This is a genomic window from Ferrovibrio sp., from assembly GCF_017994015.1.
In the GTDB taxonomy this organism is placed as follows: Bacteria; Pseudomonadota; Alphaproteobacteria; order Ferrovibrionales; family Ferrovibrionaceae; genus Ferrovibrio.
Genome location: NZ_JAGOLP010000019.1, coordinates 1 through 23,182 on the forward strand (window position 1 = coordinate 1; position 23,182 = coordinate 23,182).

The 23,182-nt window shown below is 65.6% G+C and carries 16 protein-coding genes; 11 read left to right on the top strand and 5 right to left on the bottom strand.

Annotated elements, in window-relative coordinates; translation table 11 throughout:
• Positions 1-7: 7 nt before the first annotated feature.
• From KBB36_RS11350 to KBB36_RS11365, 4 genes are all read left to right on the top strand, one after another.
• A complete protein-coding gene (locus KBB36_RS11350; RefSeq protein WP_290980529.1) occupies positions 8-892 on the top strand; it encodes a MoxR family ATPase in 885 nt (294 codons plus the stop codon).
• Between the two features lie 89 nt (positions 893-981).
• Positions 982-1,884, top strand: coding sequence for a DUF58 domain-containing protein (locus tag KBB36_RS11355; protein ID WP_290980415.1), 903 nt, complete (start codon positions 982-984; stop codon positions 1,882-1,884).
• Positions 1,884-4,679: a DUF4159 domain-containing protein gene (locus tag KBB36_RS11360; protein ID WP_290980418.1), complete on the top strand. Its 2,796-nt coding sequence runs from the start codon at positions 1,884-1,886 to the stop codon at positions 4,677-4,679. The genes KBB36_RS11355 and KBB36_RS11360 overlap by 1 nt, the downstream gene beginning before the upstream one ends.
• A 1-nt stretch (position 4,680) precedes the next feature.
• Positions 4,681-6,786 carry a hypothetical protein gene (locus tag KBB36_RS11365; RefSeq protein WP_290980421.1) on the top strand — a complete coding sequence of 702 codons (2,106 nt, stop codon included), beginning with the start codon at positions 4,681-4,683 and terminating at the stop codon, positions 6,784-6,786.
• 4 nt (positions 6,787-6,790) lie between these two features.
• Here KBB36_RS11365 and KBB36_RS11370 read toward each other — a convergent pair whose 3' ends face one another.
• The gene (locus KBB36_RS11370; RefSeq protein ID WP_290980424.1) at positions 6,791-7,582 is read right to left on the bottom strand and encodes an alpha/beta hydrolase; all 792 of its coding nucleotides are present in this window, start codon (positions 7,580-7,582) and stop codon (positions 6,791-6,793) included.
• The gene (locus KBB36_RS11375) at positions 7,582-9,924 is read right to left on the bottom strand and encodes a DUF3772 domain-containing protein (protein ID WP_290980427.1); all 2,343 of its coding nucleotides are present in this window, start codon (positions 9,922-9,924) and stop codon (positions 7,582-7,584) included. The genes KBB36_RS11370 and KBB36_RS11375 overlap by 1 nt, the downstream gene beginning before the upstream one ends.
• 210 nt (positions 9,925-10,134) lie before the next feature.
• Here KBB36_RS11375 and KBB36_RS11380 point away from each other — a divergent pair, with 210 nt between their 5' ends.
• The 3 genes from KBB36_RS11380 to KBB36_RS11390 all read left to right on the top strand — a co-directional run bounded on the left by KBB36_RS11380 (position 10,135) and on the right by KBB36_RS11390 (position 13,974).
• Positions 10,135-11,523 carry a HAMP domain-containing sensor histidine kinase gene (locus KBB36_RS11380; protein WP_290980429.1) on the top strand — a complete coding sequence of 463 codons (1,389 nt, stop codon included), beginning with the start codon at positions 10,135-10,137 and terminating at the stop codon, positions 11,521-11,523.
• A 59-nt stretch (positions 11,524-11,582) separates the two neighbouring features.
• Positions 11,583-12,056, top strand: a complete 474-nt coding sequence (locus KBB36_RS11385) for a hypothetical protein (RefSeq protein ID WP_290980430.1) — start codon at positions 11,583-11,585, stop codon at positions 12,054-12,056.
• 64 nt (positions 12,057-12,120) lie between these two features.
• Entirely contained in the window at positions 12,121-13,974 is a 1,854-nt protein-coding gene (locus KBB36_RS11390; RefSeq protein ID WP_290980432.1) for an adenylate/guanylate cyclase domain-containing protein, read from the top strand.
• A gap of 6 nt (positions 13,975-13,980) precedes the next feature.
• Here KBB36_RS11390 and KBB36_RS11395 read toward each other — a convergent pair whose 3' ends face one another.
• The 3 genes from KBB36_RS11395 to ubiG all read right to left on the bottom strand — a co-directional run bounded on the left by KBB36_RS11395 (position 13,981) and on the right by ubiG (position 16,925).
• On the bottom strand, positions 13,981-15,513 hold the full coding sequence (locus tag KBB36_RS11395) for a bifunctional aminoglycoside phosphotransferase/ATP-binding protein (RefSeq protein ID WP_290980434.1): 1,533 nt from the start codon (positions 15,511-15,513) through the stop codon (positions 13,981-13,983).
• A gap of 79 nt (positions 15,514-15,592) precedes the next feature.
• Positions 15,593-15,772, bottom strand: a complete 180-nt coding sequence (locus KBB36_RS11400; protein WP_290980435.1) for a DUF1328 domain-containing protein — start codon at positions 15,770-15,772, stop codon at positions 15,593-15,595.
• Between the two features lie 412 nt (positions 15,773-16,184).
• Entirely contained in the window at positions 16,185-16,925 is a 741-nt protein-coding gene (ubiG, locus tag KBB36_RS11405) for a bifunctional 2-polyprenyl-6-hydroxyphenol methylase/3-demethylubiquinol 3-O-methyltransferase UbiG (RefSeq protein ID WP_290980438.1), read from the bottom strand.
• Positions 16,926-17,112: 187 nt separating this feature from the next.
• Between ubiG and KBB36_RS11410 the strand changes: the two genes are divergently transcribed.
• From KBB36_RS11410 to ispG, 4 genes are all read left to right on the top strand, one after another.
• Complete coding sequence (locus KBB36_RS11410) at positions 17,113-18,333, top strand: aspartate kinase (protein ID WP_290980441.1); 1,221 nt, start codon at positions 17,113-17,115, stop codon at positions 18,331-18,333.
• Positions 18,334-18,424: 91 nt separating this feature from the next.
• Positions 18,425-20,692 (top strand): phosphoenolpyruvate--protein phosphotransferase, encoded by a 2,268-nt coding sequence (gene ptsP, locus KBB36_RS11415; protein ID WP_290980443.1) that lies wholly within the window; start codon positions 18,425-18,427, stop codon positions 20,690-20,692.
• Positions 20,693-20,792: 100 nt separating this feature from the next.
• The gene (locus tag KBB36_RS11420; protein WP_290980446.1) at positions 20,793-21,977 is read left to right on the top strand and encodes a helix-turn-helix domain-containing protein; all 1,185 of its coding nucleotides are present in this window, start codon (positions 20,793-20,795) and stop codon (positions 21,975-21,977) included.
• A 45-nt stretch (positions 21,978-22,022) separates the two neighbouring features.
• A complete protein-coding gene (gene ispG / locus KBB36_RS11425; protein WP_290980532.1) occupies positions 22,023-23,171 on the top strand; it encodes a flavodoxin-dependent (E)-4-hydroxy-3-methylbut-2-enyl-diphosphate synthase in 1,149 nt (382 codons plus the stop codon).
• Positions 23,172-23,182 lie beyond the last annotated feature (11 nt).

The window sequence follows — 23,182 nt, forward strand, 5'->3', positions numbered from 1 at the left end:
GAATGATGTGGTTGAGGAAAGCCTGGTCACGCTGCTGGCCGGCGGCCATGGCCTGCTGGTGGGCGTGCCCGGCCTGGCCAAGACCAAGCTGGTGGAAACCCTGGCCAAGGTGCTGGGCCTGGATGCCCGCCGCGTGCAATTCACGCCCGACCTGATGCCGGCGGATATTGTCGGCTCGGAAGTGCTGGAGGAAAACGAGCAGGGCCGCCGCTCGTTCCGCTTCATTTCCGGCCCGGTCTTCTGCCAGTTGCTGATGGCCGATGAAATCAACCGCGCCAGCCCGCGCACCCAATCCGCCCTGTTGCAGGCGATGCAGGAGCGCCAGGTCAGCGTGGGCGGCACGCGGCATGATCTGCCGGCGCCGTTCCATGTGCTGGCAACGCAGAATCCGCTGGAGCAGGAAGGCACCTATCCGCTGCCGGAAGCCCAGCTTGACCGTTTCCTGCTGCAAATTGACGTGCGCTACCCGGATCGCGAAGCCGAGCGCCGCATGCTGTTTGCCACCACCGGCGCCGCCGAGGAGCCGGTGCCGACGGTGCTGAGCGCCACCGATCTGATCGCGGCGCAGCGCCTGGTGCGGCGCATCCCGGTGGGCGAAAGTGTGGTGGATGCCATCCTGCATCTGGTGCGCGCCGGCCGGCCGGAAGAAACCGATATCGCCGAGATCAAGACCCTGGTGGCCTGGGGCCCCGGCCCGCGCGCCAGCCAGGCGCTGATGCTGGCAGTGCGCGCCCGCGCCCTGCTGCAAGGCCGCCTCGCGCCCTCGATCGAAGATGTGCTGGCCCTGGCCGGGCCGGTGCTGCGCCATCGCATGGCCCTCACCTTTGCCGCCCGCGCCGAAGGCGTCAGCGTGGGCGATGTGATCAATCGCCTGACCCAGCCGTTGCGCTAGGCATGACGGCAGCGGCCGTTTCCCAGCAAAAGGCTGCGCAGAAAAGCAGCGCCACGGCAGGCAGCGTTATGCCGGGCAATGCGGATTCTGTGAACCGCGCGGAAAATTTCGCCGCCTTCCTGCCGCCTTTGCTGCTGGCCGCCGAACGGGTCGCCGCCACCGTGGAGCAAGGTGTGCATGGCCGCCGCCGCACCGGCGCCGGCGATGCCTTTTGGCAATTCCGCCGCTATAGCCCAGGCGACAGTATCGGCCGCATTGACTGGCGCCAGACTGCCAAGCGCATGCAGGCCTTTGTGCGCGAGAATGAATGGGAAGCCGCAGAAAGTGTGTGGCTGTGGCGCGACCCCTCACCTTCGATGGCCTGGGCCTCGCCGCAGGCGCTGGAGCGCAAGGACCAGCGCGCCGATCTGCTGGTGCTGGCCTGCGCCAGCCTGTTGCTGCGCGGCGGCGAGCGGGTGGCCTTGCTGGGCGCGCCGGAACGCCCGAGTGCCGGCCGCCGCGTGCTGCCGCGTATGGCCGAACGCCTGGCCCTGCAACGCCAGAGCGTGCTGGCCGGCACTGACGCCGAACGCGCCGCTGCCAGCCTGCCGCCGCCGGCCGCCTTGCCGCGCCATGGCCAGGCGGTGTTGTTTGGCGATTTCCTGTATCCGTTGCCCGAGATTGCAGCGCGGCTGCGCGGGCTGGCCGATCAGGGTGTGAAGGGCTGCGTGGTGCGCATTGTTGATCCGGCCGAGGAAGACTTTCCCTATAAGGGCCGCACGCGCTTTCTGGGCCTGGAAGGCGAAGGCGAAATGCTGGCGCCACGCGCCGAAACCCTGGCCGATGACTGGCGCGCCGCCTTTGCCGCGCATCAGGCCGGCCTGGCTGATATCTGCCGCCGCCTGGGCTGGCATCATATCAAACACCGCACCGACAAGCCGGCGGAAGCCTTGCTGATGGCGCTGTATCTGGCGCTGGAAGGCGGCAATATGCGGGAAGGCAGGCGGCGCTGATGTTGTCTCTCGGCTTCCTGGCTTTTGCCACCCCCTGGGCGCTGGCCGCGCTGGCCAGCCTGCCGGCCTTGTGGTGGCTGCTGCGCATCACGCCGCCGCGCCCCAAACAGGTGCAGTTCCCGCCGCTGCGGCTGCTGCTGGCATTGCGGCCCAAGGAAGAGACCCCGGCGCATACGCCGCTATGGCTGTTGCTGCTGCGGCTGTTGATTGCCGCGCTGGTGATCCTGGGCCTGGCCGAGCCGTTGCTGAACCCTGACCGCGCCCGCACCACCACTGGCCCGCTGGTTTTGGTGCTGGATGACGGCTGGGCCGCCGCGCCGCGCTGGCGCGAGAAGCTCGAACGCGCCAATGCGCTGCTGGATCGTGCCGAACGCGAAGGCCGTGGCGCCATGCTGATCACCACGGCGCCGCCGGCCAATGCCGAGCCGATGGCGCCCGGGCCGTTGCTGCCGGCCAATGACCTGCGGCCGCTGCTGAATGGCCTGCAACCAAAACCCTGGCCCAGTGACCGCGCTCAACTGGCCGCCGCGCTGAACCGCGCCAAGCTGCCGGAAAATGCCGAAGTGGCCTGGCTCAGCGATGGCCTGGCCGAAGATGGCAATGGCGAAGCCGCCTTCACCCTGGCGGAAAAGCTGCTCTGGCTTGGCGGTGTGACGGTGACGCAGCCGCGCGCCGGCGACACGGCCCTGGCCTTGCTGCCGCCGCAGACCGATGCCCAGGGCGATACCCTGCTGCTGCGCCGCGCCGCACCAGCCAATGGCGCCGCCACGGCGCAGAGCTATACCTTGCGGGCTGTGAGCGACCAGGGCCGCGTGCTGGCGCGTCAGCCGATCAGCTTTGCCGATGGCGCGCTGGAAGCCACGGCGCAGCTCAACCTGCCGACCGAATTGCGCAACACGCTGGCGCGGCTGGAGATTGAGGAACAGCATGGCGCCGGTGCTGTGCAATTGCTGGATGATCGCTGGCGCCGCCGACCCGTCGGGCTGATTTCCGGCGCTGGCCTGGAACAGCGCCAGCCTTTGCTGGCCGATCTGTTTTATCTCGACCGCGCCTTGTCGCCGTTTGCCGAATTGCGCCAGGGCAATGTGAGCCAGTTGCTGGAACGCGAAATCGCCATGATCGTGCTGGCCGATGTGGGCACCATCGTGGCCGGCGAGGCGCGGCAATTGAGCGAATGGCTGGAACGCGGCGGCGTGCTGCTGCGTTTTGCCGGCCCGCGCATGGCCGAAACCGGCGACAATCTGTTGCCGGTGAAACTGCGCCAGGGTTCGCGCCAACTGGGCGGCGCGCTGTCCTGGGCGCAGCCGCTGAAACTGGGGCCGATCCCGGAGCATAGCCCGTTGCAGGGCCTGACCGTCAGCCCGGAAGTGACCGTGAGCCGCCAGGTGCTGGCCGATCCAGACCCCAATCTGGGCGACAAGACCTGGCTGCGGCTGGAAGACGGCACACCGCTGATCACCGCCGAGCGGCGCGGCAAGGGCTGGCTGATCCTGGTGCATACCACCGCCAACAGCCTGTGGAGCGATCTGCCGCTTTCCGGCTTTTTTGTTGACCTGCTGCGCAAGGTGGTGGACCTGTCGCAAGGCGTGGGCGCCGATGCCGGCGGCGAGGCACAGCCGGCTTTGCCGCCACTCAGCATGCTGGATGGCTTTGGCCGCGCCAGCGAACCCGGCCCGGCGGTGTTGCCGCTGAATCCGCGCCAGCCGGCGCAGCTTGGGCCGCGCCAGCCGCCGGGTTATTACGGCCGCTGGGATGCGCGCCAGGCGATCAACTTGGCCAATGCCGAAACCAAACCGCTGGCGATCACCCGCTGGCCGAATGATGTGCGGCTGCAAAATCTGGATCAGGCCGGCCAGGAAACCCGCCTGATGCCCTGGCTGATGGCGCTGGCCGTGCTGCTCTTCCTGGCCGATTGGCTGATCGGCCTGTGGCTGCGCGGCCTGCTGCCGCGCCTGCCCGGCCGCACCGCCACCGCCGGCCTGCTGCTGGCTTTGCTTTGCGCCGCTGCCGCCGAGGCACAGCAGCGCCGGCCCGGTGTTGAACGCGCTCCGCCGGCGATGGCAAACAATCCGGCCGAGGATTTTGTGCTGCGCGCTGCGATGGATCTGCGCCTGGCCTATGTCATCACCGGCGATGCCGTGACCGACAATCTGAGCCGCGCCGGGCTTTATGGCCTGACCGAAGTGCTGTTCCGCCGCACCTCGATCGAGGCCGCCGAACCGATCGGCGTCAATCTGGAAAGCGACGACATTTCACTGCTGCCGTTCCTCTACTGGCCGATGACCGCCACCCAGCCGCTGCTTTCCGACCAGGCTTTGCGCCGGCTGGATACCTTCATGAAAACCGGCGGCCTGATCCTGTTTGACACCCGCGACCAGGGCCTGCCCTTTGCCGGCACCGCGGCCAGCCCCGGCACCGAGAAGCTGCGGCAATTGCTCGGCCGGCTGGATATTCCGCCGCTGATGGCGGTGCCGGATGACCATGTGCTGACCAAGGCGTTTTATCTGTTGCAGGATTTTCCCGGCCGTTATGGCGGCGGGCCGATCTGGGTGGAGCGTAATCCGGGCGGCGACAAGGATGGTGTCACCTCATTTGTGATCGGCGGCAATGACTGGGCTGCGGCCTGGGCGGTGGACCCGCAAGGCCGCCCGCTGGCGCCGACCCAGCCCAACACGCCGCGCCAGCGCGAACTGGCCTATCGCTTCGGCGTCAATCTGCTGATGTATACCCTGACCGGCAATTACAAGGCCGACCAGGTGCATATCCCGGCCCTGCTGGAACGCTTGGGCAATTAGCATGGAAATCGCCCCCGCCACCACGCTGATCCTGTCGCCGCTGCTGCCCGAGGCGGTGCTGTGGGTTTTGGCCGGCGCGGCTTTGCTGCTGACCGGCTATGGCCTGCTGCGGCGCGCGCGCGGCACCTTGCTGCGCAGCCTTGTCGCCCTGCTGCTGCTGGGTGTGCTGGCCAATCCGGTGGCGCGCAAGGAAGAGCGCGATGCGCTGCCCGATATTGCCGTGGTGGTGAGCGATGAAAGCCCGAGCCAGCAGATCGGCGAGCGCCGGCAGCAGACCGAGCAGGCGCTGGCGGCGCTGACCGACAAGCTGAATGCGCTGCCCAATCTGGAACTGCGTGTGGTGCGCGCCGGCGCCGCCGATGCCGACAGCGCCCGGCGCGACGAAGGCACGCGGCTGTTTTCGGCACTCAATCAGGCGCTGACCGATGTGCCGCGCCACCGCCTGGCCGGCAGTTTCCTGCTCACCGATGGCCAGGTGCATGACATCCCCGAGCTTGCCGCTGCCGGCGAGCTGACGCGCGCGCCGCTGCATGTGCTGCTGTCAGGCCGGCCGGATGAACGCGACCGCCGGCTGGTGGTGAAAAACGCGCCGACCTTCGGCATGCTGAACCAGCCGCTGACCCTGACTTTGCGGGTGGAAGACAGCAGCATATTGCCGGGCGAGATGGCCGAATTACGTTTCCGCCAGCAGGATGGGCCAAGCTTTTCGCAGAGTGTGCCGGTGGGCCGCGATGTCACCATCCCGTTCAAGCTTGAACGCGCCGGCCGCAGCCTGATCGAACTGGATGTGCCGCCGGTGCCGGGCGAATTGACGCCGCTCAACAACCGCGCCGCTTTATCGATCAACGGCATCCGTGATCGCCTGCGTGTGCTGCTGGTGACCGGCGAGGCGCATGCCGGCGAACGGGTGTGGCGCAACCTGCTGAAAGCCGATCCGAATGTTGATCTGGTGCACTTCACCATTCTGCGGCCGCCGGACAAGCAGGATGGCACGCCGATCCGCGAACTCTCGCTCATCGCCTTTCCGATCCGCGAGCTGTTTGAGATCAAGCTGAATGAATTCGACCTGGTGATCTTTGATCGCTATCGGCGGCGCGGCATTCTGCCGACGGCGTATTTTGAGAATATCGGCCGTTATGTCGAACGCGGCGGCGCGCTTTTGGAAGTGTCCGGCCCGGCCTATGCAACGCCGCTGTCGCTCTACCGCACGCCGCTTTCAGAGGTTTTCCCCGGCCGCCCGACCGGCCAGGTGCGCAACGAACCCTTTGTGCCGCGGCTTTCCGATATCGGGCGGCGCCATCCGGTCACTGCCAATCTGAGCGGTGCCGGCGAGCCGGGCGGTATCCCGAATTGGAGCCGCTGGTTCCGCGCCGTGATGGTGGAAGCCAAACGCGGCGAAACCCTGATGCAGACACCGAATAACGAACCGCTGCTGCTGCTCGACCGGGTGGAAAAAGGCCGCGTGGCGCAGGTCTATTCCGATCATATCTGGCTCTGGTCGCGCGGCTTCGAGGGCGGCGGGCCGCAGGCCGAATTGCTGCGCCGGCTGGCGCATTGGCTGATGAAGGAACCCGATCTGGAGGAAGAAGCCCTGCGCGCCGAAGCCCGCGATGGCCGCATCGAGGTGGAACGCCGCAGCCTGAAACCACGCAGCGAGCCGGTGACGGTGCAGCGCCCCGATGGCGTGGAACAGCCCTTGCAGCTTGAGGAACGCGGCGATGGCCTGGCCACCGGCGCTGTGGGCGCCACCCTGCCCGGCATCTGGCGCATCCGCGACGGCCAGCGCGAGGCTTTGGCCACTGTGGGCGCGGTCAACCCGCGTGAATTCGCCGATGTGCGCGCCACGCCCGACAAGCTGCGCCCGATCAGCAGCGCATCCGGCGGCGGCGTGGTCTGGCAGCGCGACGGCATGCCGGATATCCGCCTGCTCGACAAGGGCCGCAATGGCAGCCTGCGCGAAGCCGCCGGGCGCAACTGGCTCGGCCTGATCCGGCAGCAGGATTACGTTGTCACCGGCCTTGTGCTGACCCCGCTCGCCCCCGCTTTGCTGATGCTGGCACTCGGCATCGCCGGCCTGATGCTGATGTGGCGCCGGGAGAGCCGGTGAGGCTTCAAAACCCCCAGCGGCGGTAGAAGGCGAGCAATTCTGCCGCGCATTCGGCCGGGCGGATGAAGAGCAGGCCGTGGCGCAGGCCGGGGAAGACGCGGATTTCGGCGCGTGGCTGCAACGCCTTGATTTCCGCGCCGGTGCTGAGCGGCACAAACGGGCTGGCATCCGGCAACAGCACCAGCAGCGGCGCCGCCAATTGCCGCAAGCCGTCGCTGAGATCAACGGCGACCAGCATTTCGCCGATGCCGGCGGTGACATCGGGATCGCTGGCGCCCTGCACCTGGCTGAACCAGGCAAGCGCGGCCTGATCCAATGCCGGATCATTGGCATAATCATCGCCGAAGCGGCGCTGCATCATGCTCTGGTTCCACGCCGCCACGCCATCGCGGGCAAATACCTGGCGCCAGGCCGCCACATTGGTGATGCTGCCGCCGCGATAGCCGGCATTGCTCATCGCCACGCTGGCGACCCGATCCGGATGCCGGATTGCGGCGGCCAAAGCGATGGTGCCGCCGACCGATTCACCAACCAGATGCGCCCGCGCGATAGCGAGACGATCAAGCTGGCCGATCAGATCGGCCACCAGATCGTCGAGCCGCCAGGGCGCATCGGCGGCCGGGCGCGGCGCTTCGCCATAGCCGCGCAGATCATAAGCGATGCAGCGATGCCGTGCGGCTACATGCGGCAGCCAGCCGCTCCAGACATGGCGATTGGTGCCGATGCCGTGATTGAACACAATCGGCAGGGTTTGCTCGGCCTGCCAGGGCGCGCGCAGATCGGTTATCGACAGCATCACTTTTCGCCCTCGCCGCTTTCCGCCTTGGGCGGCCGTGTGTCGCGCAGATTGCGCAGCATCGCCTCGATCCGGTCAAGATCGGCGAGATGCACGTCGGTCTGGCGGTAGGGGATGCTGATATCGTTGCGCAGGCAGGCTTTGTAGATCGCCTTGCGGATTTCGCCTTCCACGCCCATGCGGCGTTCCACATTGGCGATATGGCCGCGTATGGCAAAATTCAGCGCGCTTTCGCCGAAATTGCGAAACACCACATAGGGCGGCGGATAAGCCAGGATTTCCGGATGTGATTTGACGCATTCGAGCAGCACCTGTTCGGCCTTGTCCACATCCGAGCCATAGGCGAGGCCGATCTCGATATCGATGCGGCCGAATTTGTCGCGATGCGTCCAGTTCATCACCGACGAGGCGATCAATTCCGAATTCGGGATGATCACCGAGGCGCGCGGGAAAGTTTCCAGTTCGGTGGAGCGCACATTGATGCGGCGGACATAGCCTTCCTTGCCGCCCACCACCACCCAATCGCCGACCTTGACCGGCCGTTCGATCAGCAGGATCAGGCCGGAGACAAAGTTGTTGACGATATTCTGCAAGCCAAAACCGATACCGACCGACAAAGCACCGGCGATGATCGCCAGGTTGGAGAGATCGAGGCCGAGCGTGGCCACTGCCAGGATGCCGGCCAGCAGATAGCCGAGATAGGACACGCCGGTGACGATGGAATTGCGCACGCCGACATCAATCTGGGTCTGCCCTTCCAGCCGCGCATTCAAGCCGCCGCTGATGAAGCGGGTGAGCGCCACGCCAAGCGACAGCAGCACAATCGCCGCCATTACATTGAGCAGCGACAAGGTGACCGAGCCGATCGTGATGCCATAGATCAGTTGCAGCCCGTAGGAGCCGAGCGTGACGGTATCCATGCCCCAGGCCAGCAGCAACGCGCCGATCAGGCCCAGCAGCAACGCCATGTCGATGAACAGGCCGGCCATGAAACGCCCGGTGGAGCCAAGCTGGCGGGCGGTTTCACTGCCCGGCTTCTGCCCATCGCTCAGATCAAGCGGCGGCGGCGGCGGCGCCAGTTTCAGCGCATCGCGGCAGCCAATCCGCAGCAGCAGGTAGGTATCCAGCGCCAGCAGCGACAGCAGCATACCGCTGGCCAGGAAACGCCCGGCGGTGAAATAGCCGAGCAGCAGCGCCAGCAGCGACAGGATGCCTATGCCAATCACGGCATACCAGATCACGCCCAGGCGGCGCAGATTGGATTGCAGCGGCCGCCACAGCCCACGATCCGCCACCGCCATGGCAAAGCCGACAAAATATAGCGTGGTGAGGCCAATCACCAGGTCGCGCCCGGCCGCGCCGGCATAAGGGCCGGCCAGCAAACCCGCCAGCGGCGCGCCCAGCAAAGCTACCAGGGCAAAACCGCGCACCCGGCGCAGCAGGCGCTGCTTTTCCGGCCCCGGCAGCGGCAGCAAGGCCCAGGCCGGATGGCGCCGCGCCAGCGCCGCATTGGCCAGGCCGGTGGTGAGCAGGCCAAGGCTGAGGCCATAGCCCAGATTGGCCACCAGCACGCCAAACGGCCCGGCATCCAGCCAGCCATTGGCATTCACCACGGCATAAGCCGCCCACAAAGCCACCACCGGCAGGGCGGCGCGGCGCAGCCATTCAATCAGCGCGGCAACATTGCGCTGATCATCCGGCGGCGCGATCACATTGCCATGAATGCCGCGTTTGCGCCGCAGCCAGGCCACCATCGGCACGCCGAGCAGCAGCACAACGCCGCTGACCAAGGCCGATTGGATCAGCGTGGTGCGGCCGGGCAACGCCTCTGGCGCCAGGCCCAGCATTGCCTCCTGCCAGGCAGCCGGCAGGTCGGCCAGGGCATTGCCCCAGAATTCCGGCACCAGGGGCGAGGTGCCGCGATAGGCCAGCCGGCGGGTGAATTGCTCACGCGATTCGGCGCCGAGTTTTTCCTGCAGGGCGGTAACCCGGACCAGGCCCAGATCGGCCTGTTTCAGCGCATCCTGGGCGCGCTGCACGCGCTGGGTCAGCTGGCGCCGGGTTTCCGCCACAGCGGCACTTTCGCGCGGCTGGCCTTCGGCCGGGGCCGGCCCCAGCGCATCCAGCAGGCTTTGCGCTGCGGTGGCCTCATCGCGCTGGGTGGCGCGCAGCTTGGTGATACTGTCACGCTGGGCTTCGATCGCCTTACGCAGCCGGTCAAAATCCGCATCATCCAGGCGCGGATCATTGAGCTGGCGTTCGATACGATCCAGGTCACGGGCCGGATCGTCTGGCGCCTGGGCCAAAGCCGGGCCGGCAAGCTGAAAAACAACAAGCAGCAACAGTAATAACAAGCGCATCATAAACCTCGACGGTGCGGCTCAAGCCGGCCAATAGTCGCCCCGGGGGGTGCAATCCACCCTGAATGCTGTCAAAATTGGGCGAAATCAAGACCACGCCCTATGTAACACGACATGACAGTGTCGGATACGCAGCCACCACAGACGGAGCAGCTTACCACACACCAGCCGGCCGGAACCAAACCGGCGGGCATGGCCAGCCCGCGTTTTGGCCTGTCGCGCCGGCTGCTGGTGCTGACGCTGTTTTTTGTCATGCTGGCCGAAGTGATGCTCTACCTGCCTTCGGCGGCGCGGTTCCGGGTGTCGTATTTTGAAGCCAAGATCGAATTGGCCAGCCTGGCGGCCTTGTCGCTGGTGGCGGCGCCCGATGCCATGGTGAGCGAGGAACTGGAAGACGAATTGCTGCGCGGCGTGGATGCCAAGCTGGTGGCGATGCGGCGCAATTCCACCCGTGCGCTGATGCTGTCGGATCGCCAGGATCTGCCGATGCTGGGGCCGGCCTTTGATCTCAGCCATTGGATGTGGTGGGAAGCCATTGGCGATGCGCTGATGCTGCTGGCCGGCCAGGTTGATCCCTATTTGCGCGTGGTTGGGCCGGCGCCGCGTTATCCCGATACCGAGATCGAGGTGGTGTTGCCTTCGGCGCCGCTGGTGCAGGCGATGCGTGATTTCTCCGGCCGCATCTTCTGGGTGTCGCTGGCGATATCCGGCTTTGCCGCCATGCTGGTTTATTGCGCGCTGCAATGGCTGCTGGTGGCGCCGATGCAGCGGCTGACGCGCAGTATTGTCGGCTTCCGCGCCGCGCCCGAGGATGTGCGCCAGATCATCGAGCCGTCAACCCGGCAGGACGAGCTTGGCCTGGCCGAACGCGAATTGCGCGCCATGCAGCAGGATCTGCGCCAGGCCCTCACCCAGCGCCAGCGCCTGGCCCAGCTTGGCATCGCGGTGAGCAAGATCAGCCATGATCTGCGTAACATGCTGGCCTCGGCGCAGCTGGTGTCTGACCGCCTGGCGGAATCCGACGATCCGATTGTGCGCCAGGCTGCGCCGCGGCTGGTGGACAGCCTGGATCGCGCCATTGCGCTCTGCGCCCAGACCCTGCGCTATGGCAAGGCCGAGGAACGCCCACCGCAGCCGGAAGCCTTGCCGCTCCATGATTTCTGCGAGGATGTGGCTGCCGCGCTCGGCCTGCCGGAACAAACTGCTTTGGCCTGGAAAAACCGCGTGCCGGGCGATCTGGTGCTGCGGGTGGACCCGGAGCAATTCTACCGTATCATGCTCAACCTGCTGCGTAATGCCTTGCAGGCAATGCCGCAGGGCGGTGAAATCCGCCTCAATGCCACGGTGCATGATGGCCGCGTGGCGATTGAGATCGCCGATACCGGCGGCGGCCTGAGCGAGCCGGCCCGCGCCCATCTGTTCGAAGCGTTTCGCGGCGGTGCGCGCCAGGGCGGCACCGGGCTGGGCCTGGCGATTGCGCGGGAACTGGCGCGCGGCCATGGCGGCGAACTGGAACTGGCGCGCACCGGGCCGCTGGGCACCACTTTCCGCATCCTGCTGCCGCATGACGGGCAGAATTAAGTGCCGGTTAACCTTGTCGCTTAACCTTCGATTCAGCGGCGTGGGCTAGGATGCCGGGCATGATGATCCAACGTCTCGCCCTTCTGCTGCTTCTGCCGCTGGCGCTTGCCGCCTGCGCCTCCCCGCTGCCCCCTGCCGGCACCACCGGCGCGGTGGGCCTTGGCGCCGAATATCTGGTGAAGAAGGTTGAGAAGCGCTACGACGTGGAATGCGGCTTTTTCAACTTCCTGGAAGCCGGCGAATTCTGCTCCAGCAAATACAAACCCACCGACCGCGAACAGGTGCATTGTTTCAAGACCCTGGGCGGCGTGGATTGTTACAGCGAACGCGACCCCTACATGCTGGCCGGCCGCTCATTGCCCACAGCGCCGCGTGAACTGGCCGATCCGCCCATGCCGATGCAGCCGCCCGAAAACCGCTGGAATGCCGTGGTGGAGAGCTTTGATAAGAAGCCGCAGCCGCAGCAAAGCACCGCCAAGCCGATGGACATCTCGCCCTCCCTGCTGCCGCAGCAACCGCAACAGGCGCAGTAATCATCGCGTCACAAGCGAGTGATTAAGGGCTGGATTTGGCGCCGCCCATGCTATTTTCCCCGGTATGATCACTAGCCCGCCAGGCAAGGCGCAGGAATGGGTGTGGCATCTGCCGGTGCCGCCAGACATCCTGTGGCCGCTGCTCTCCGATACTGCCCGCTTCAACGAAGCCGCCGGCACGCCGCGCTACACCGTGACAGAAAGCCCCAATGCCGATGGTTCGGTGCGCCGGCTGGCGCAAGCGGAATACAAGGGCATCCGGGTTTCCTGGGATGAGGAACCCTATGAATGGCTTGCCGGGCAGTGGTTTCAGCAGCGCCGGCTGTTTCGCAGCGGACCGCTGCGCCATCTGGCGGTGCGGTTTGTGCTGGCGCCGGAACAGGGCGGCAGCCGCATCACCTATCGCCTGGCCGCCGCACCGCGCGGGCTGCTCGGGCAATTGCTGTTTCTCAGCGGCTTCATGCGCAAATCCGGCGTGGCTATCGAAGCCATGCTGCGCCAGGCGGCGGCCTTTGCCCAGCACAGCCGGCCGCTGGTTTTTGACTACACACCGCCGCCCGCCCCGCCCGGCGCTGCGGAAAGATTGCGCAGCCTGACCCAGGCGCTGGCCAGCGGCGGCTATGGCCATGGCCTGGCGGAAAAGCTGGCGCAGGAAATCGAAACGGCGCAGGAAGTGGACCTGGTGCGGATGCGACCGCGCCGGCTGGCCACTGCTTGGCAAGCGCCGTTGCGCCATGTGCTGGAACTCTGCCTGGATGCCACCAAACGCGGCATGCTGAGCATGAGCTGGAACCTGCTCTGCCCACGCTGCGGCGGCGCCAAGAGCCAGGTTTCCACTCTGGCCGAATTGCCGGGCCAGGCGCATTGCCCATCCTGCAACATTGTTTATGACGGCGATTTTGCCCGCAATGTGGAAATCGCCTTCCAGCCGGCGCTCAACCTGCGGCCGCTGGCAATCGGCGAATTCTGCATGGGCGGGCCGCATGTTTCGCGCCATATCCTGGTGCAGCAAATCCTCGATCCCGGCGAAAGCCGCGAACTGGCCGCCGACCTGCCGCCCGGCGATTATCGCCTGCGCGCGCTGGAGCCGGGTGGCGAAGCCAGCATCAGCCTTGGCGCTGGCAGCGGCTTCCCGGCCCTGCTGGCCTTGCCGGGGCCGGGCAATGGCAGTTTCACGATCACGCCCGGGCCGCCTGCGCCAGCCGGTTGCCTGCGCCTGGAAAACCGCACAACCCGCCGGCTGACCCTGGTGATCGAGGATCGGGGCTGGCGCAACGAAGCGGTGACGGCGCATGAAGTGACAACCTTGCAGGCCTTCCGCGACCTGCTGCCCAACCAGGTGCTGCGGCCCGGCGAAACCGTGGCGATTGAGCATGTGACTTTGCTGTTCACCGACCTGGAAGGCTCCACCGCGCTCTATGAACGCATCGGCGACGGCGCCGCCTATCGCATGGTGCGGCGGCATTTTGCCTTTCTGGCCGAGGAAGTGCGCGCCTGCGACGGCACATTGGTGAAAACCATCGGTGATGCGGTGATGGCGGCCTTTGCCGATCCGGCCCAGGCTTTGCGCGCCGCCATCGGCGTGCAGCGCGGCATCCATCGCTTCAACACCAAGTTCCATGCCAAGACCGCGCGCGAGGGCCGCCCGACGCTGGAAGCCGTGACCCTGAAAATGGGCCTGCATGCCGGCCGCTGCATCGCGGTGAATCTCAACGACCGGCTGGATTATTTCGGCTCGGCGGTGAACCTGGCCGCCCGCCTGCAAGGCCGTTGCCGTGGCGGCGAGATTGTGCTGTCGCAAAGCCTGAGCCAGGACCCTGCTGTGCGGCCGGTGCTGGATGGTATCAGCCAGAGTGAGGAAGTGGCCGAACTGAAAGGCTTTGACCAGCCGGTGCCATTCCTGCGCCTGCGGCCATAGAGTGTTTCAGTTCAGGCCGCACCAGGCCGCCGCATCAGCCACCAGAGCGGCCTGCGGCAGGGCGGCGTTGCAATGCCGCCAATCCTCGCCCGGCGCAGCAAAATCCTGCCGGCGCACCACGGCGGCGGTGGCATCCGAGGCATCGCCCTGCCGCGCCGTGACCCGGGCTGCCAGCATTTCCGTTTCACCTTCCAGCCACAGGCCGCGAAACGGCGCTTCCTGCTGCTGCGCCAGTTGCGCGGCGGCCTGGCGCTCGCCGGTCTGGCCGAACACCGCATCCAGGAGCACCGGGCTGCCGGCCGCCAGCACGGCCTGGGCGCGGGTCAGCATTTCGGCATAAACCCGGGCGCTGGCGGCGCGGGTGTAACTCTCGCTGGGCAGGCGTTCGGTGGGTGCCACGCCGCATAGCTGCTTGCGGATCACGTCGCTGCGCAGCACCACGGCACCGCAGGGCGCATCGCAAAGCGGCGCCAGGGCACGGGCCAGCGTGGTCTTGCCGGTGCCGGAACGGCCGCCGATAGCCAGCAGGCGCCGGCTGCCGGGCCGCAAGCAGCGCCGCGCCAGGGCCAGATAGCGCCGGGCTTCGGCAGCCTCTACCGGCTTGAGTGCTGCAACATGGCAGCGGATGGCGGCGCGCAGCGACAGATAGAGCGGCAGCAAGGCCAGAGCCGCATAATCCTGGCAGCATTCGAGATAGCGATTGAGGGCGCGATTGGCCAGGTCGATGCGGTCACGCGCCAGCAGGTCCATCAGCAGGAAGGCGATGTCATAAGCCGTGTCGATCTCGGCCAGGGCGTCGTCGAATTCCAGGCAGTCGAACAATACCGGCCGGCCGGCCAGCAGGCAGATATTACGCAGATGCAGATCGCCATGGCAGCGCCGCACAAAACCGCCGGCCTGGCGCTGCGCCAGCAGCGGCGCCGCAGCCGCAATGGCGGCGTCGGTTTCATCCAGCAAGGCTGCCACTGAACTGGCGGATAGATCACTGGCGGCAGGCAAGGCGGCGAAACTCTGCCGGTTCATTGCCGCCACAGATTTGATGCCGGCCAGGGCGTCACGGGGCGCATCGCGGGCCACAGGCGCGGCCTCAGCATGAAACACCGCCACCGCCTCGGCCACCGCGTCGATCAGTTCCGGGGTCAGGCGGCCGAGCGCCAATTGCCGATCCAGCGTGGCATCGGCATCGAAGCGGCGCATCTGCACCAGCCATTCCACCGCCTGAGCGATGCTGCCGGGCTGCGCACTTGCCTCGGCGGAAGCCAGGTAGAGCCGGCTATCCTCGGCCCGCAACACGGCGCGCAGGCCGAGATACAGCTCGGGCGCGGTGCGCCGGTTGAGTTCCACCTCGCGCAACGCCGCCGCATGGCGCTGCGCCAGGCTGGAGAAATCCAGATAGGGCAGCGTCACCGCCAATTTCAGCTTGTAGGCAAACGCGCCGGCCAGATAGATGCGCGAAATATGTGTCTCCACCTGGGCATCACAGGGCGGATCAACAAACAGGCTGTCCAGATCGGGCGGATTGGGGTCGCGCATGGTCATGGGGCCACTCTACCCCACAACCATGACACGGCCTTGACTTGGCTCAAAACACATGGGCTCAAAAAACACCGGCCTTGCGTTACGGCATCGGCGGGCGCCGCCCGGTGAGCAGGCTGTAAACCAGCGAGATCAGGAACAGCACCAGGAAGATGAAGAACAGGATTTGCGCAATGCCGCCCGCCGTGGCGGCCAGGCCGCCAAAACCGAACAGGCCGGCGACCAGCGCCAGAATGAAAAACACCACAGCCCAGTACAACATGGCTCGTCTCCTTTGTCGGATTTCAGATCGGATAACGCAGCCATGGGGCACCGACATTGCGGCACCGATAGGGGCATTCCAGGGCAAAACAGCCTTATTACTTAAGCCGGGGCAAAACGCGCGGGGCGTGTTTGATGCAAAACGTCTCGGAAATATTGCCGCTTTGCCATACTCGCGCCGGCATGGTGGTTGAGGGATTTATGCAGCATGACTGGCTAGGCTGGCTGACAGGATTGCTGCAAGCTTCGCCCTTTTCCGGCTGCTGCGGAGCTGCCCGGCGCTAATAGCGCAGGCGCGGGTGGGCAAAAAAGAGGGAAGGCATCAAAACTAACAAAAAACGCACTTAAAACGAACGCTTTATGAACAAATAAGCCTGAAGCGTTTCAATAAACGCTTGTTTCGTGATCCAAATCTACCGCCGCACAGCCACCATCAGGTAATTCACCCCGGTATCGCGGGTGATTGACCATTTTTCGCTTAAGGGATCGTAGCTGGCGCCGGCCACGGCGCTGACATTGAGGCCTGCATCGCGCATCAGCTTGGCGAGCTCATGGGGTTTTAGGAATTTTTTCCAGTCATGCGTGCCTTTCGGCAGCCAGCGCAGGATATATTCGGCGCCCACAATCGCCAGGGCATAGGCCTTGGGCGTGCGGTTGAGGGTGGCGCCGATGAGAATCCCGCCGGGCTTGAGCATCTGGCCGAGGCAGCGGAAGAAGCCGGCCGGATCGGCGACATGCTCCACCACTTCCAGCGCCAGGATGACATCAAATTGTGCGCCTGAGGCGGCCAGGGCTTCCGCCGAGGTGCAGCGGTAATCGATGGCCAGGCCGGATTCGGCGGCATGGTGGCGGGCGACGCCGATATTCTTTTCCGACGCATCAACCCCGACCACGGCGGCGCCGAGCCGCGCCATCGGCTCGGCCGCCAGGCCGCCGCCGCAGCCGATATCGAGCAGGCCGAGGCCGGCAAGCGGGCTTGGCGCCAGCGGGTCACGGCGATAATGCGCGGCCACCGCATCGCGGATATAGCCGAGCCGCACCGGATTGAACCGATGCAATGGCCGGAAGCTGCCGGCGGGGTTCCACCACTCGGCTGAAAGAGCGGAAAACCGGGCGATTTCCTCGGGGTCTATACTCGCGGCCTGGATGCTCATGCTGGGCAACTTTATCTCGCCTCTCGGCTTGCTTTAACGGACGGCGCAAGCGTATTAATACGCGCCTTTTTCCGCCCGTCACCCGCTATGGGCACTCGCCTCGGGCGATGGCCCTGGGGAGGGGCCCCTGGCGAGAGGGACGGAACCGGGGCAGTCTATAACGGAACAGCATACGGGATCGAGCCGCATGGCGCGCTTGGTAATGAAATTCGGCGGCACCTCGGTCGGCTCGGTGGAGCGGATCAAGAATGTTGCGCAAAAGGTGAAGCGCGAGGTTGAGGCCGGCCATCAGGTGGCGGTGGTGGTCTCGGCCATGTCGGGTGAAACCAACAAACTGGTGGATCTGTGCAAGCAGATCGATCCGGTGCATGACCAGCGTGAATATGACGTGGTGGTGGCATCGGGCGAACAGGTCACCACCGGCCTGCTCAGCATCGCCTTGCAGGCGGTGGGGGTGAAGGCGCGGTCGTGGCAGGGCTGGCAGATCCCGATCCGCACCGATGGCATGCATGGCCGGGCGCGCATCGAGGGCATTGATGCCGAGGCGTTGCTGAAGGCGATGAGCGACGGCACCGTGGCCGTGGTGGCCGGTTTCCAGGGTGTTGGCCCGGAAAGCCGCGTCGCCACTTTGGGCCGCGGCGGTTCGGATACCTCGGCGGTGGCCTTGGCCGCAGCCCTGGGCGCCGAACGCTGCGACATCTACACCGATGTGGACGGGGTTTACACCGCCGATCCGCGCATCGTGAAAAAAGCCCGCAAACTGGATAAGATCACCTACGAGGAAATGCTGGAACTGGCGTCGCTGGGCGCCAAGGTGCTGCAAACCCGCTCGGTTGAGATGGCGATGAACCATCGGGTGCGCACGCAGGTTCTGTCGAGCTTTGCCGATCAGCCCGGCACGCTCGTTGTGGATGAGGAAGAGATCGTGGAAAAGCAGATCGTTTCAGGTGTCACCTATTCCGCCGACGAGGCCAAGATCACGCTGATCGGCGTGGCCGACCGCCCCGGCATTGCCGCCGCGATCTTCGGCCCGCTGTCGGAAGGCGGCATCAATGTTGACATGATCGTGCAGAACATCTCGGAAGACGGCAAAAAGACCGACATGACCTTCACGCTCGGCCGCGCTGATCTGGATCGCGCCGTGGCGCAGCTTGAGAAGCTGAAAGGCTCGCTCGACTGGGCCAAGCTGGTGCCGGACAAGAATGTGGTGAAGGTGAGCGTGGTGGGCGTGGGCATGCGCAGCCATGCCGGCGTGGCGCATACCATGTTTCAGGCTTTGGCCGACAAGGGCATCAATATCCAGGCCATCACCACCTCGGAAATCAAGGTGAGCGTGCTGATCGCCGCTGAATATACCGAACTGGCGGTGCGCTCGCTGCACACCGCTTTTGGCCTCGACGCCGACTGAGCGGGGCTGGGCAATGTGGGGGCCTGATGTATCGAGGGGGCGCTGAGCAAGCCTGCGATGCGATCCGGGATAACATCCTGGATGGTGTGGCATGATTGCGCGCGCGCCCTCGCCCGGTCCCCGCGGCCTGCTGCGCCGCCTGCGCGAGGTGATGGCGGATGCCGGCAGCGTTGACGAACGCCTGGCCAAAGTGGTGCGCTCCATCGCCGCCAACATGGTGGCGGAAGTCTGCTCGGTCTATCTGCTGCGCAATGACGAGCTTGAGCTTTACGCCACCGAGGGTTTGAACCCCGAAGCGGTGCACAAGACCCGGCTGAAAGTGGGCGAAGGCCTGGTGGGCGACATTGCCGCCCATGCTCGCCCGCTGGCGCTGGCCGATGCGCAGAACCATCCGCAATTCGCCTACAAGCCGGAAACCGGCGAAGAAATCTATCATTCGCTGCTCGGCGTGCCGTTGCAGCGCGATGCCCGCGTGATCGGCGTGCTGGTGGTGCAGAACAAGACCCGCACGCAGTATTCCGAGGAAGAGGTCGAAGTTCTCGAAACCATCGCCATGGTGCTGGCCGAGATGGTGGCTTCCGGCCAGTTGCTCGGTGCCGACGATGTGGCGGCGGTGGCGCGGGCGCCGTCGCTGCCATTCCGCGCCGATGGCCGCACGCTGTCGGAAGGTCTGGCGATCGGCCAGGCGGTGCTGCACGAGCCGCGCATCCATATCGAAAAGACCATCGCCGACGACATTCCGCTGGAGAAAAGCCGGCTCGATGCCGCCGTGGCCTCGATGCGCGATCATGTCAACCAGATGCTGGAAGCGCCGGATAACGACATTGTAGGCGAAAGCCGCGACGTGCTTGAAACCTACAAGATGTTTGCGCATGACACCGGCTGGCTGCACAAGCTGCATGTGGCGGTGGAATCCGGCCTGACCGCCGAAGCCGCCGTGCTGCGCGTGCAGGGCGATACGCGCCATCGCATGCAGGCGATCACCGATCCGTATTTGCGCGAACGCCTGGCCGATCTCGACGATCTGGCCAACCGGCTGCTGCTGCATCTTTCCGGCAAGAGCGGCAAGAGCGCAGCGGAAAACCTGCCCGATAACGCGATCCTGTTCGCCCGCGCCATGGGGCCGGCGGAATTGCTGGATTATGACCGCCGCCGCTTGCAGGGCCTGGTGCTGGAGGAAGGCTCCAGTGTCAGCCATGTCGCCATCGTGGCACGCGCGCTGGGCATTCCGGTGATCGGCGGCATCGGCGGTGTGATTGCGCGTGTGGAACCCGGCGACCAGGTGGTGGTGGATGGCGACCATGCGCAGATTTTTGTGCGCCCCGGCCCGGATGTGGTGCGCGCCTTTGAACAGAGCCTGTCACTGCGCCAGGCCCGGCTGGCAAAATATGCCGCACAGCGCGACGAACCGCCGCTGACCCGCGATGGCAAACGGGTGGCGCTGCTGGTCAATGCCGGCCTGCTGATTGATCTGGCGCATCTGGATGAAACCAATGCCGATGGCATCGGGCTTTACCGCACCGAATTGCAGTTCCTGGTGCGCCCGACCATGCCCAAGGCGGAAGCGCAACAGCAGATTTATCGCCGCGTGATGGAGCATGCCGGCGACCGGCCGGTGGTGTTCCGCACCCTGGATGTGGGCGGCGACAAGGTGCTGCCCTATCTGGCCAAACACCCGGAGGAAAATCCGGCGATGGGCTGGCGCGCCATCCGCATCTCGCTGGATCGCCCGGCCTTGCTGAAAGTGCAGTTGCGCGCGCTGTTGCAGGCAGCGGAAGACCGCGTGCTGCATGTCATGTTTCCGATGATTGCAGAAGTTGACGAATTTAGACGGGCGCGCAAATTGCTCGACCGCGAAGTGGCGCGACTGAAGGCGCTGAAGAAGCCGGTGGCGCGTGAGATCAAGGTCGGCACCATGCTGGAAGTGCCGTCCCTGGCCTGGCAATTGCCCGCCCTACTACCTTTGGTGGATTTCGTCTCGGTAGGCTCTAACGATCTGATGCAATTTCTATTCGCTACTGACCGGGGCAATCCGCGCATGATGGATCGCTATGATCCGCTTAGCCCCAGCCTGCTCAGCTTCCTGCGCTGGGTGGTGCAGCAATGCAAAAGCCATGACAAGCCGCTCACCCTCTGCGGCGAGATGGGCGGCCGTCCGCTGGAAGCTATGGCTTTGATCGGATTGGGCTTTGATCGGCTTTCCATGCCGGCCAATGCAATCGGCCCGGTGAAGGAGATGCTGCGCAGCCTGGATGTGCTCTCGCTTGCGGAATTTCTGGAAGGGCTTTATTATCTGCCCGACCACAGCCTGCGCGGCAGATTAGAAGAATATGCGCGCGAAAATGGTGTAATCGTCTAGGCACACACCCCCTCAATTTTCGGTTGTGTACGGTCTTTTGACAATGATATGGTCCCTGTATTCTAGTTCAAAGGGATAAGTTCAAAAGGATAAGGCCGCGATGAGCAGCGATGCGGGCGAGAGCCCGGTGCAAGTTTCGTCCGGCGCCTATGAGGGCGTTGGCAACAGCCTGAAGGTTGTGCGGGAGCGGCAGGGATTGTCGCTCGTGGACGTAGCTGCGCGCACACGCATCCGGCGCAAGCATCTTCAGGCCATCGAGGAAGGCCGCTTCATCGAGCTGCCCGGCCCGGTCTATATCACCGGCTTCCTGCGCACCTATGCCGAAATGCTGGGCGTGGATGCCGAGCAGGTGGTGAACGGTTTCCAGCAGGAAAGCGATCTGGCACGGCAACGTCAGGATCTGGTGTTTCCGATGCCGCGCCCGGAAGCGCGCACGCCGCGCTTTGTGCTGGTGCTGGCTGCCCTGGCGGTGGCTGTGGGCGCCTATGCCCTATGGTATCGTTATCAGGAAACTTTCCGCAGCGGCGCCGAGCTGGTGAAGGCGGTGCCAAGCCGGCTGGCCAATCTGGTGCCGCCGCCCACCCCGATCATGGCCACGCCGCGCCCGGCGCCACAAATCGCCACGGCTCCCGCTGCGGCCCCCGCCACGTCGCCGGCTCCGACTACAGCTCCCGCCGCGCCCCCGGCGCCGATGATTGCCGCCGCGCCCGTAGCCCCGGCCGCTGCCGCCACGATCCCGGCGCCGCTGCCGGCCCAGGCCCCGGCTTCTGCGCCTGCCCCGGCACCAACGCCGGCCCCGGCACAGCTTTCGGTTGGCCCGGCCCCCGCGGCTTTGCCAACCGCGCCGATGCCGCCCAGCACACAGGCCCAGGCGGCCAGTCCGGCCCCGGCTGCTGCCCCGGCCCAGACCTCAGCCCCGGCCACAAACCTGGCCAGCACCACCATATCGATCCCTATCAGCGCCCCGGCAACAACAGGCCTGGCGCCCACCCCGGCCCGTTTCGGCGGCAATGATGCCGGCCGGCTGGTGATCCGCGCCGATACCATGAGCTGGGTACAGGTGCGCGGCCCCAATAATGAGGCCCTGTTCACCCGGCTGATGGCGCCGGGCGAAACCTACAGCGTGCCGAACCGCGACGGGCTGACCCTGGCCACCGGCAACGCCGGCGGGGTGAGCGTGCTGCTGGATGGCACCGCCCTGCCCCGGCTGGGCGAAACCGGCGAAGTGAAGCGTGGCCTGCCGCTTGATCCGGCGGCGCTCAAAGGGGCGCTCAAAGTCGAATAGCGCGGCTTGCCAGTCTGGCGCAAAGGCGCCATGTTACGCCCCATCATGAGCATCCGGCCCTATCGCGATATAATGCGGCGCAAGTCGCGGCAGATTTTTGTCGGCAAGGTGCCGGTGGGCGGCAATGCGCCGATCACCGTGCAGACCATGACCAACACGCTGACCAGCGACGTGGCTGCCACGGTGGAGCAGATCCGCCGCTGCGAGGAGGCCGGCGCCGATATCGTGCGGGTTTCCTGCCCCGACGAGGCATCCACCGCCGCGCTGAAAGAGATTGTGCGCCAGGCCCGGGTGCCGATCGTGGCCGATATCCATTTCCACTATAAACGCGCCATCGAGGCGGCCCGGGCCGGCGCTGCCTGCCTGCGCATCAATCCGGGCAATATCGGCTCGGCGGCGCGGGTGCGCGAGGTGGTGCAGGCGGCGAAAGACCATGGCTGCTCGATGCGCATCGGCGTCAATGCCGGCTCGCTGGAGCGCCACCTGCTGGAAAAATACGGCGAGCCCTGCCCGGAAGCCATGGTGGAAAGCGCCATGGACCATGCCCGCATCCTGGAAGACCATGATTTCCGCGAATTCAAGATCAGCGTGAAGGCTTCGGATGTGTTCCTGGCCGTGGCCGCCTATCAGGGCCTGGCCGAAGCCTGCGACTATCCGCTGCATATCGGCATCACCGAAGCCGGCGGCCAGCGTATCGGCACGGTGAAATCCTCCATCGGCCTGGGCATGCTGCTGTGGTCTGGCATCGGCGACACCTTGCGCGTTTCACTCTCGGCGGCGCCCGAGGAAGAAGTGCGGGTCGGTTTCGACATGCTGAAATCGATGAACCTGCGCCATCGCGGCGTGAACGTGATTTCCTGCCCGTCCTGTGCGCGCCAGCAATTTGACGTGATCAAGACCGTGGAAGTGCTGGAACAGCGCCTGGGCCATATCACCACGCCGATGACCCTGAGCGTGATCGGCTGCGTGGTGAACGGCCCCGGCGAGGCACGCGAAACCGATATCGGCTTCACCGGCGGCGGCAAGGGTTCGCATCAGGTCTACCTGGCCGGCCAGCCGGCACACCGGCTGCAAAACGAGGATATCGTGCAGCATCTGGTGCGCCTGGTTGAGGCCAAGGCGCGCGAGATCGAGGCCGCCCAGGCCGATAAAGATTCGTCCAACAAGGACACGGCTGCCGACGCAGCCGATTAGCTGAAATCCGT

Excerpts from the sequence above, each read along its gene's own strand:
- KBB36_RS11365 (WP_290980421.1), top strand. The coding sequence starts at position 4,681 with ATGGAAATCGCCCCCGCCACCACGCTGATCCTGTCGCCGCTGCTGCCC.
- KBB36_RS11370 (WP_290980424.1), bottom strand. The coding sequence starts at position 7,582 with ATGCTGTCGATAACCGATCTGCGCGCGCCCTGGCAGGCCGAGCAAACC.
- KBB36_RS11395 (WP_290980434.1), bottom strand. The coding sequence starts at position 15,513 with ATGACCATGCGCGACCCCAATCCGCCCGATCTGGACAGCCTGTTTGTT.
- KBB36_RS11390 (WP_290980432.1), top strand. The coding sequence starts at position 12,121 with ATGATCACTAGCCCGCCAGGCAAGGCGCAGGAATGGGTGTGGCATCTG.
- KBB36_RS11420 (WP_290980446.1), top strand. The coding sequence starts at position 20,793 with ATGAGCAGCGATGCGGGCGAGAGCCCGGTGCAAGTTTCGTCCGGCGCC.
- ispG (WP_290980532.1), top strand. The coding sequence starts at position 22,023 with ATGAGCATCCGGCCCTATCGCGATATAATGCGGCGCAAGTCGCGGCAG.
- KBB36_RS11410 (WP_290980441.1), top strand. The coding sequence starts at position 17,113 with ATGGCGCGCTTGGTAATGAAATTCGGCGGCACCTCGGTCGGCTCGGTG.
- KBB36_RS11360 (WP_290980418.1), top strand. The coding sequence starts at position 1,884 with ATGTTGTCTCTCGGCTTCCTGGCTTTTGCCACCCCCTGGGCGCTGGCC.
- KBB36_RS11380 (WP_290980429.1), top strand. The coding sequence starts at position 10,135 with ATGGCCAGCCCGCGTTTTGGCCTGTCGCGCCGGCTGCTGGTGCTGACG.
- KBB36_RS11400 (WP_290980435.1), bottom strand. The coding sequence starts at position 15,772 with ATGTTGTACTGGGCTGTGGTGTTTTTCATTCTGGCGCTGGTCGCCGGC.
- ptsP (WP_290980443.1), top strand. The coding sequence starts at position 18,425 with ATGATTGCGCGCGCGCCCTCGCCCGGTCCCCGCGGCCTGCTGCGCCGC.
- KBB36_RS11385 (WP_290980430.1), top strand. The coding sequence starts at position 11,583 with ATGATGATCCAACGTCTCGCCCTTCTGCTGCTTCTGCCGCTGGCGCTT.
- ubiG (WP_290980438.1), bottom strand. The coding sequence starts at position 16,925 with ATGAGCATCCAGGCCGCGAGTATAGACCCCGAGGAAATCGCCCGGTTT.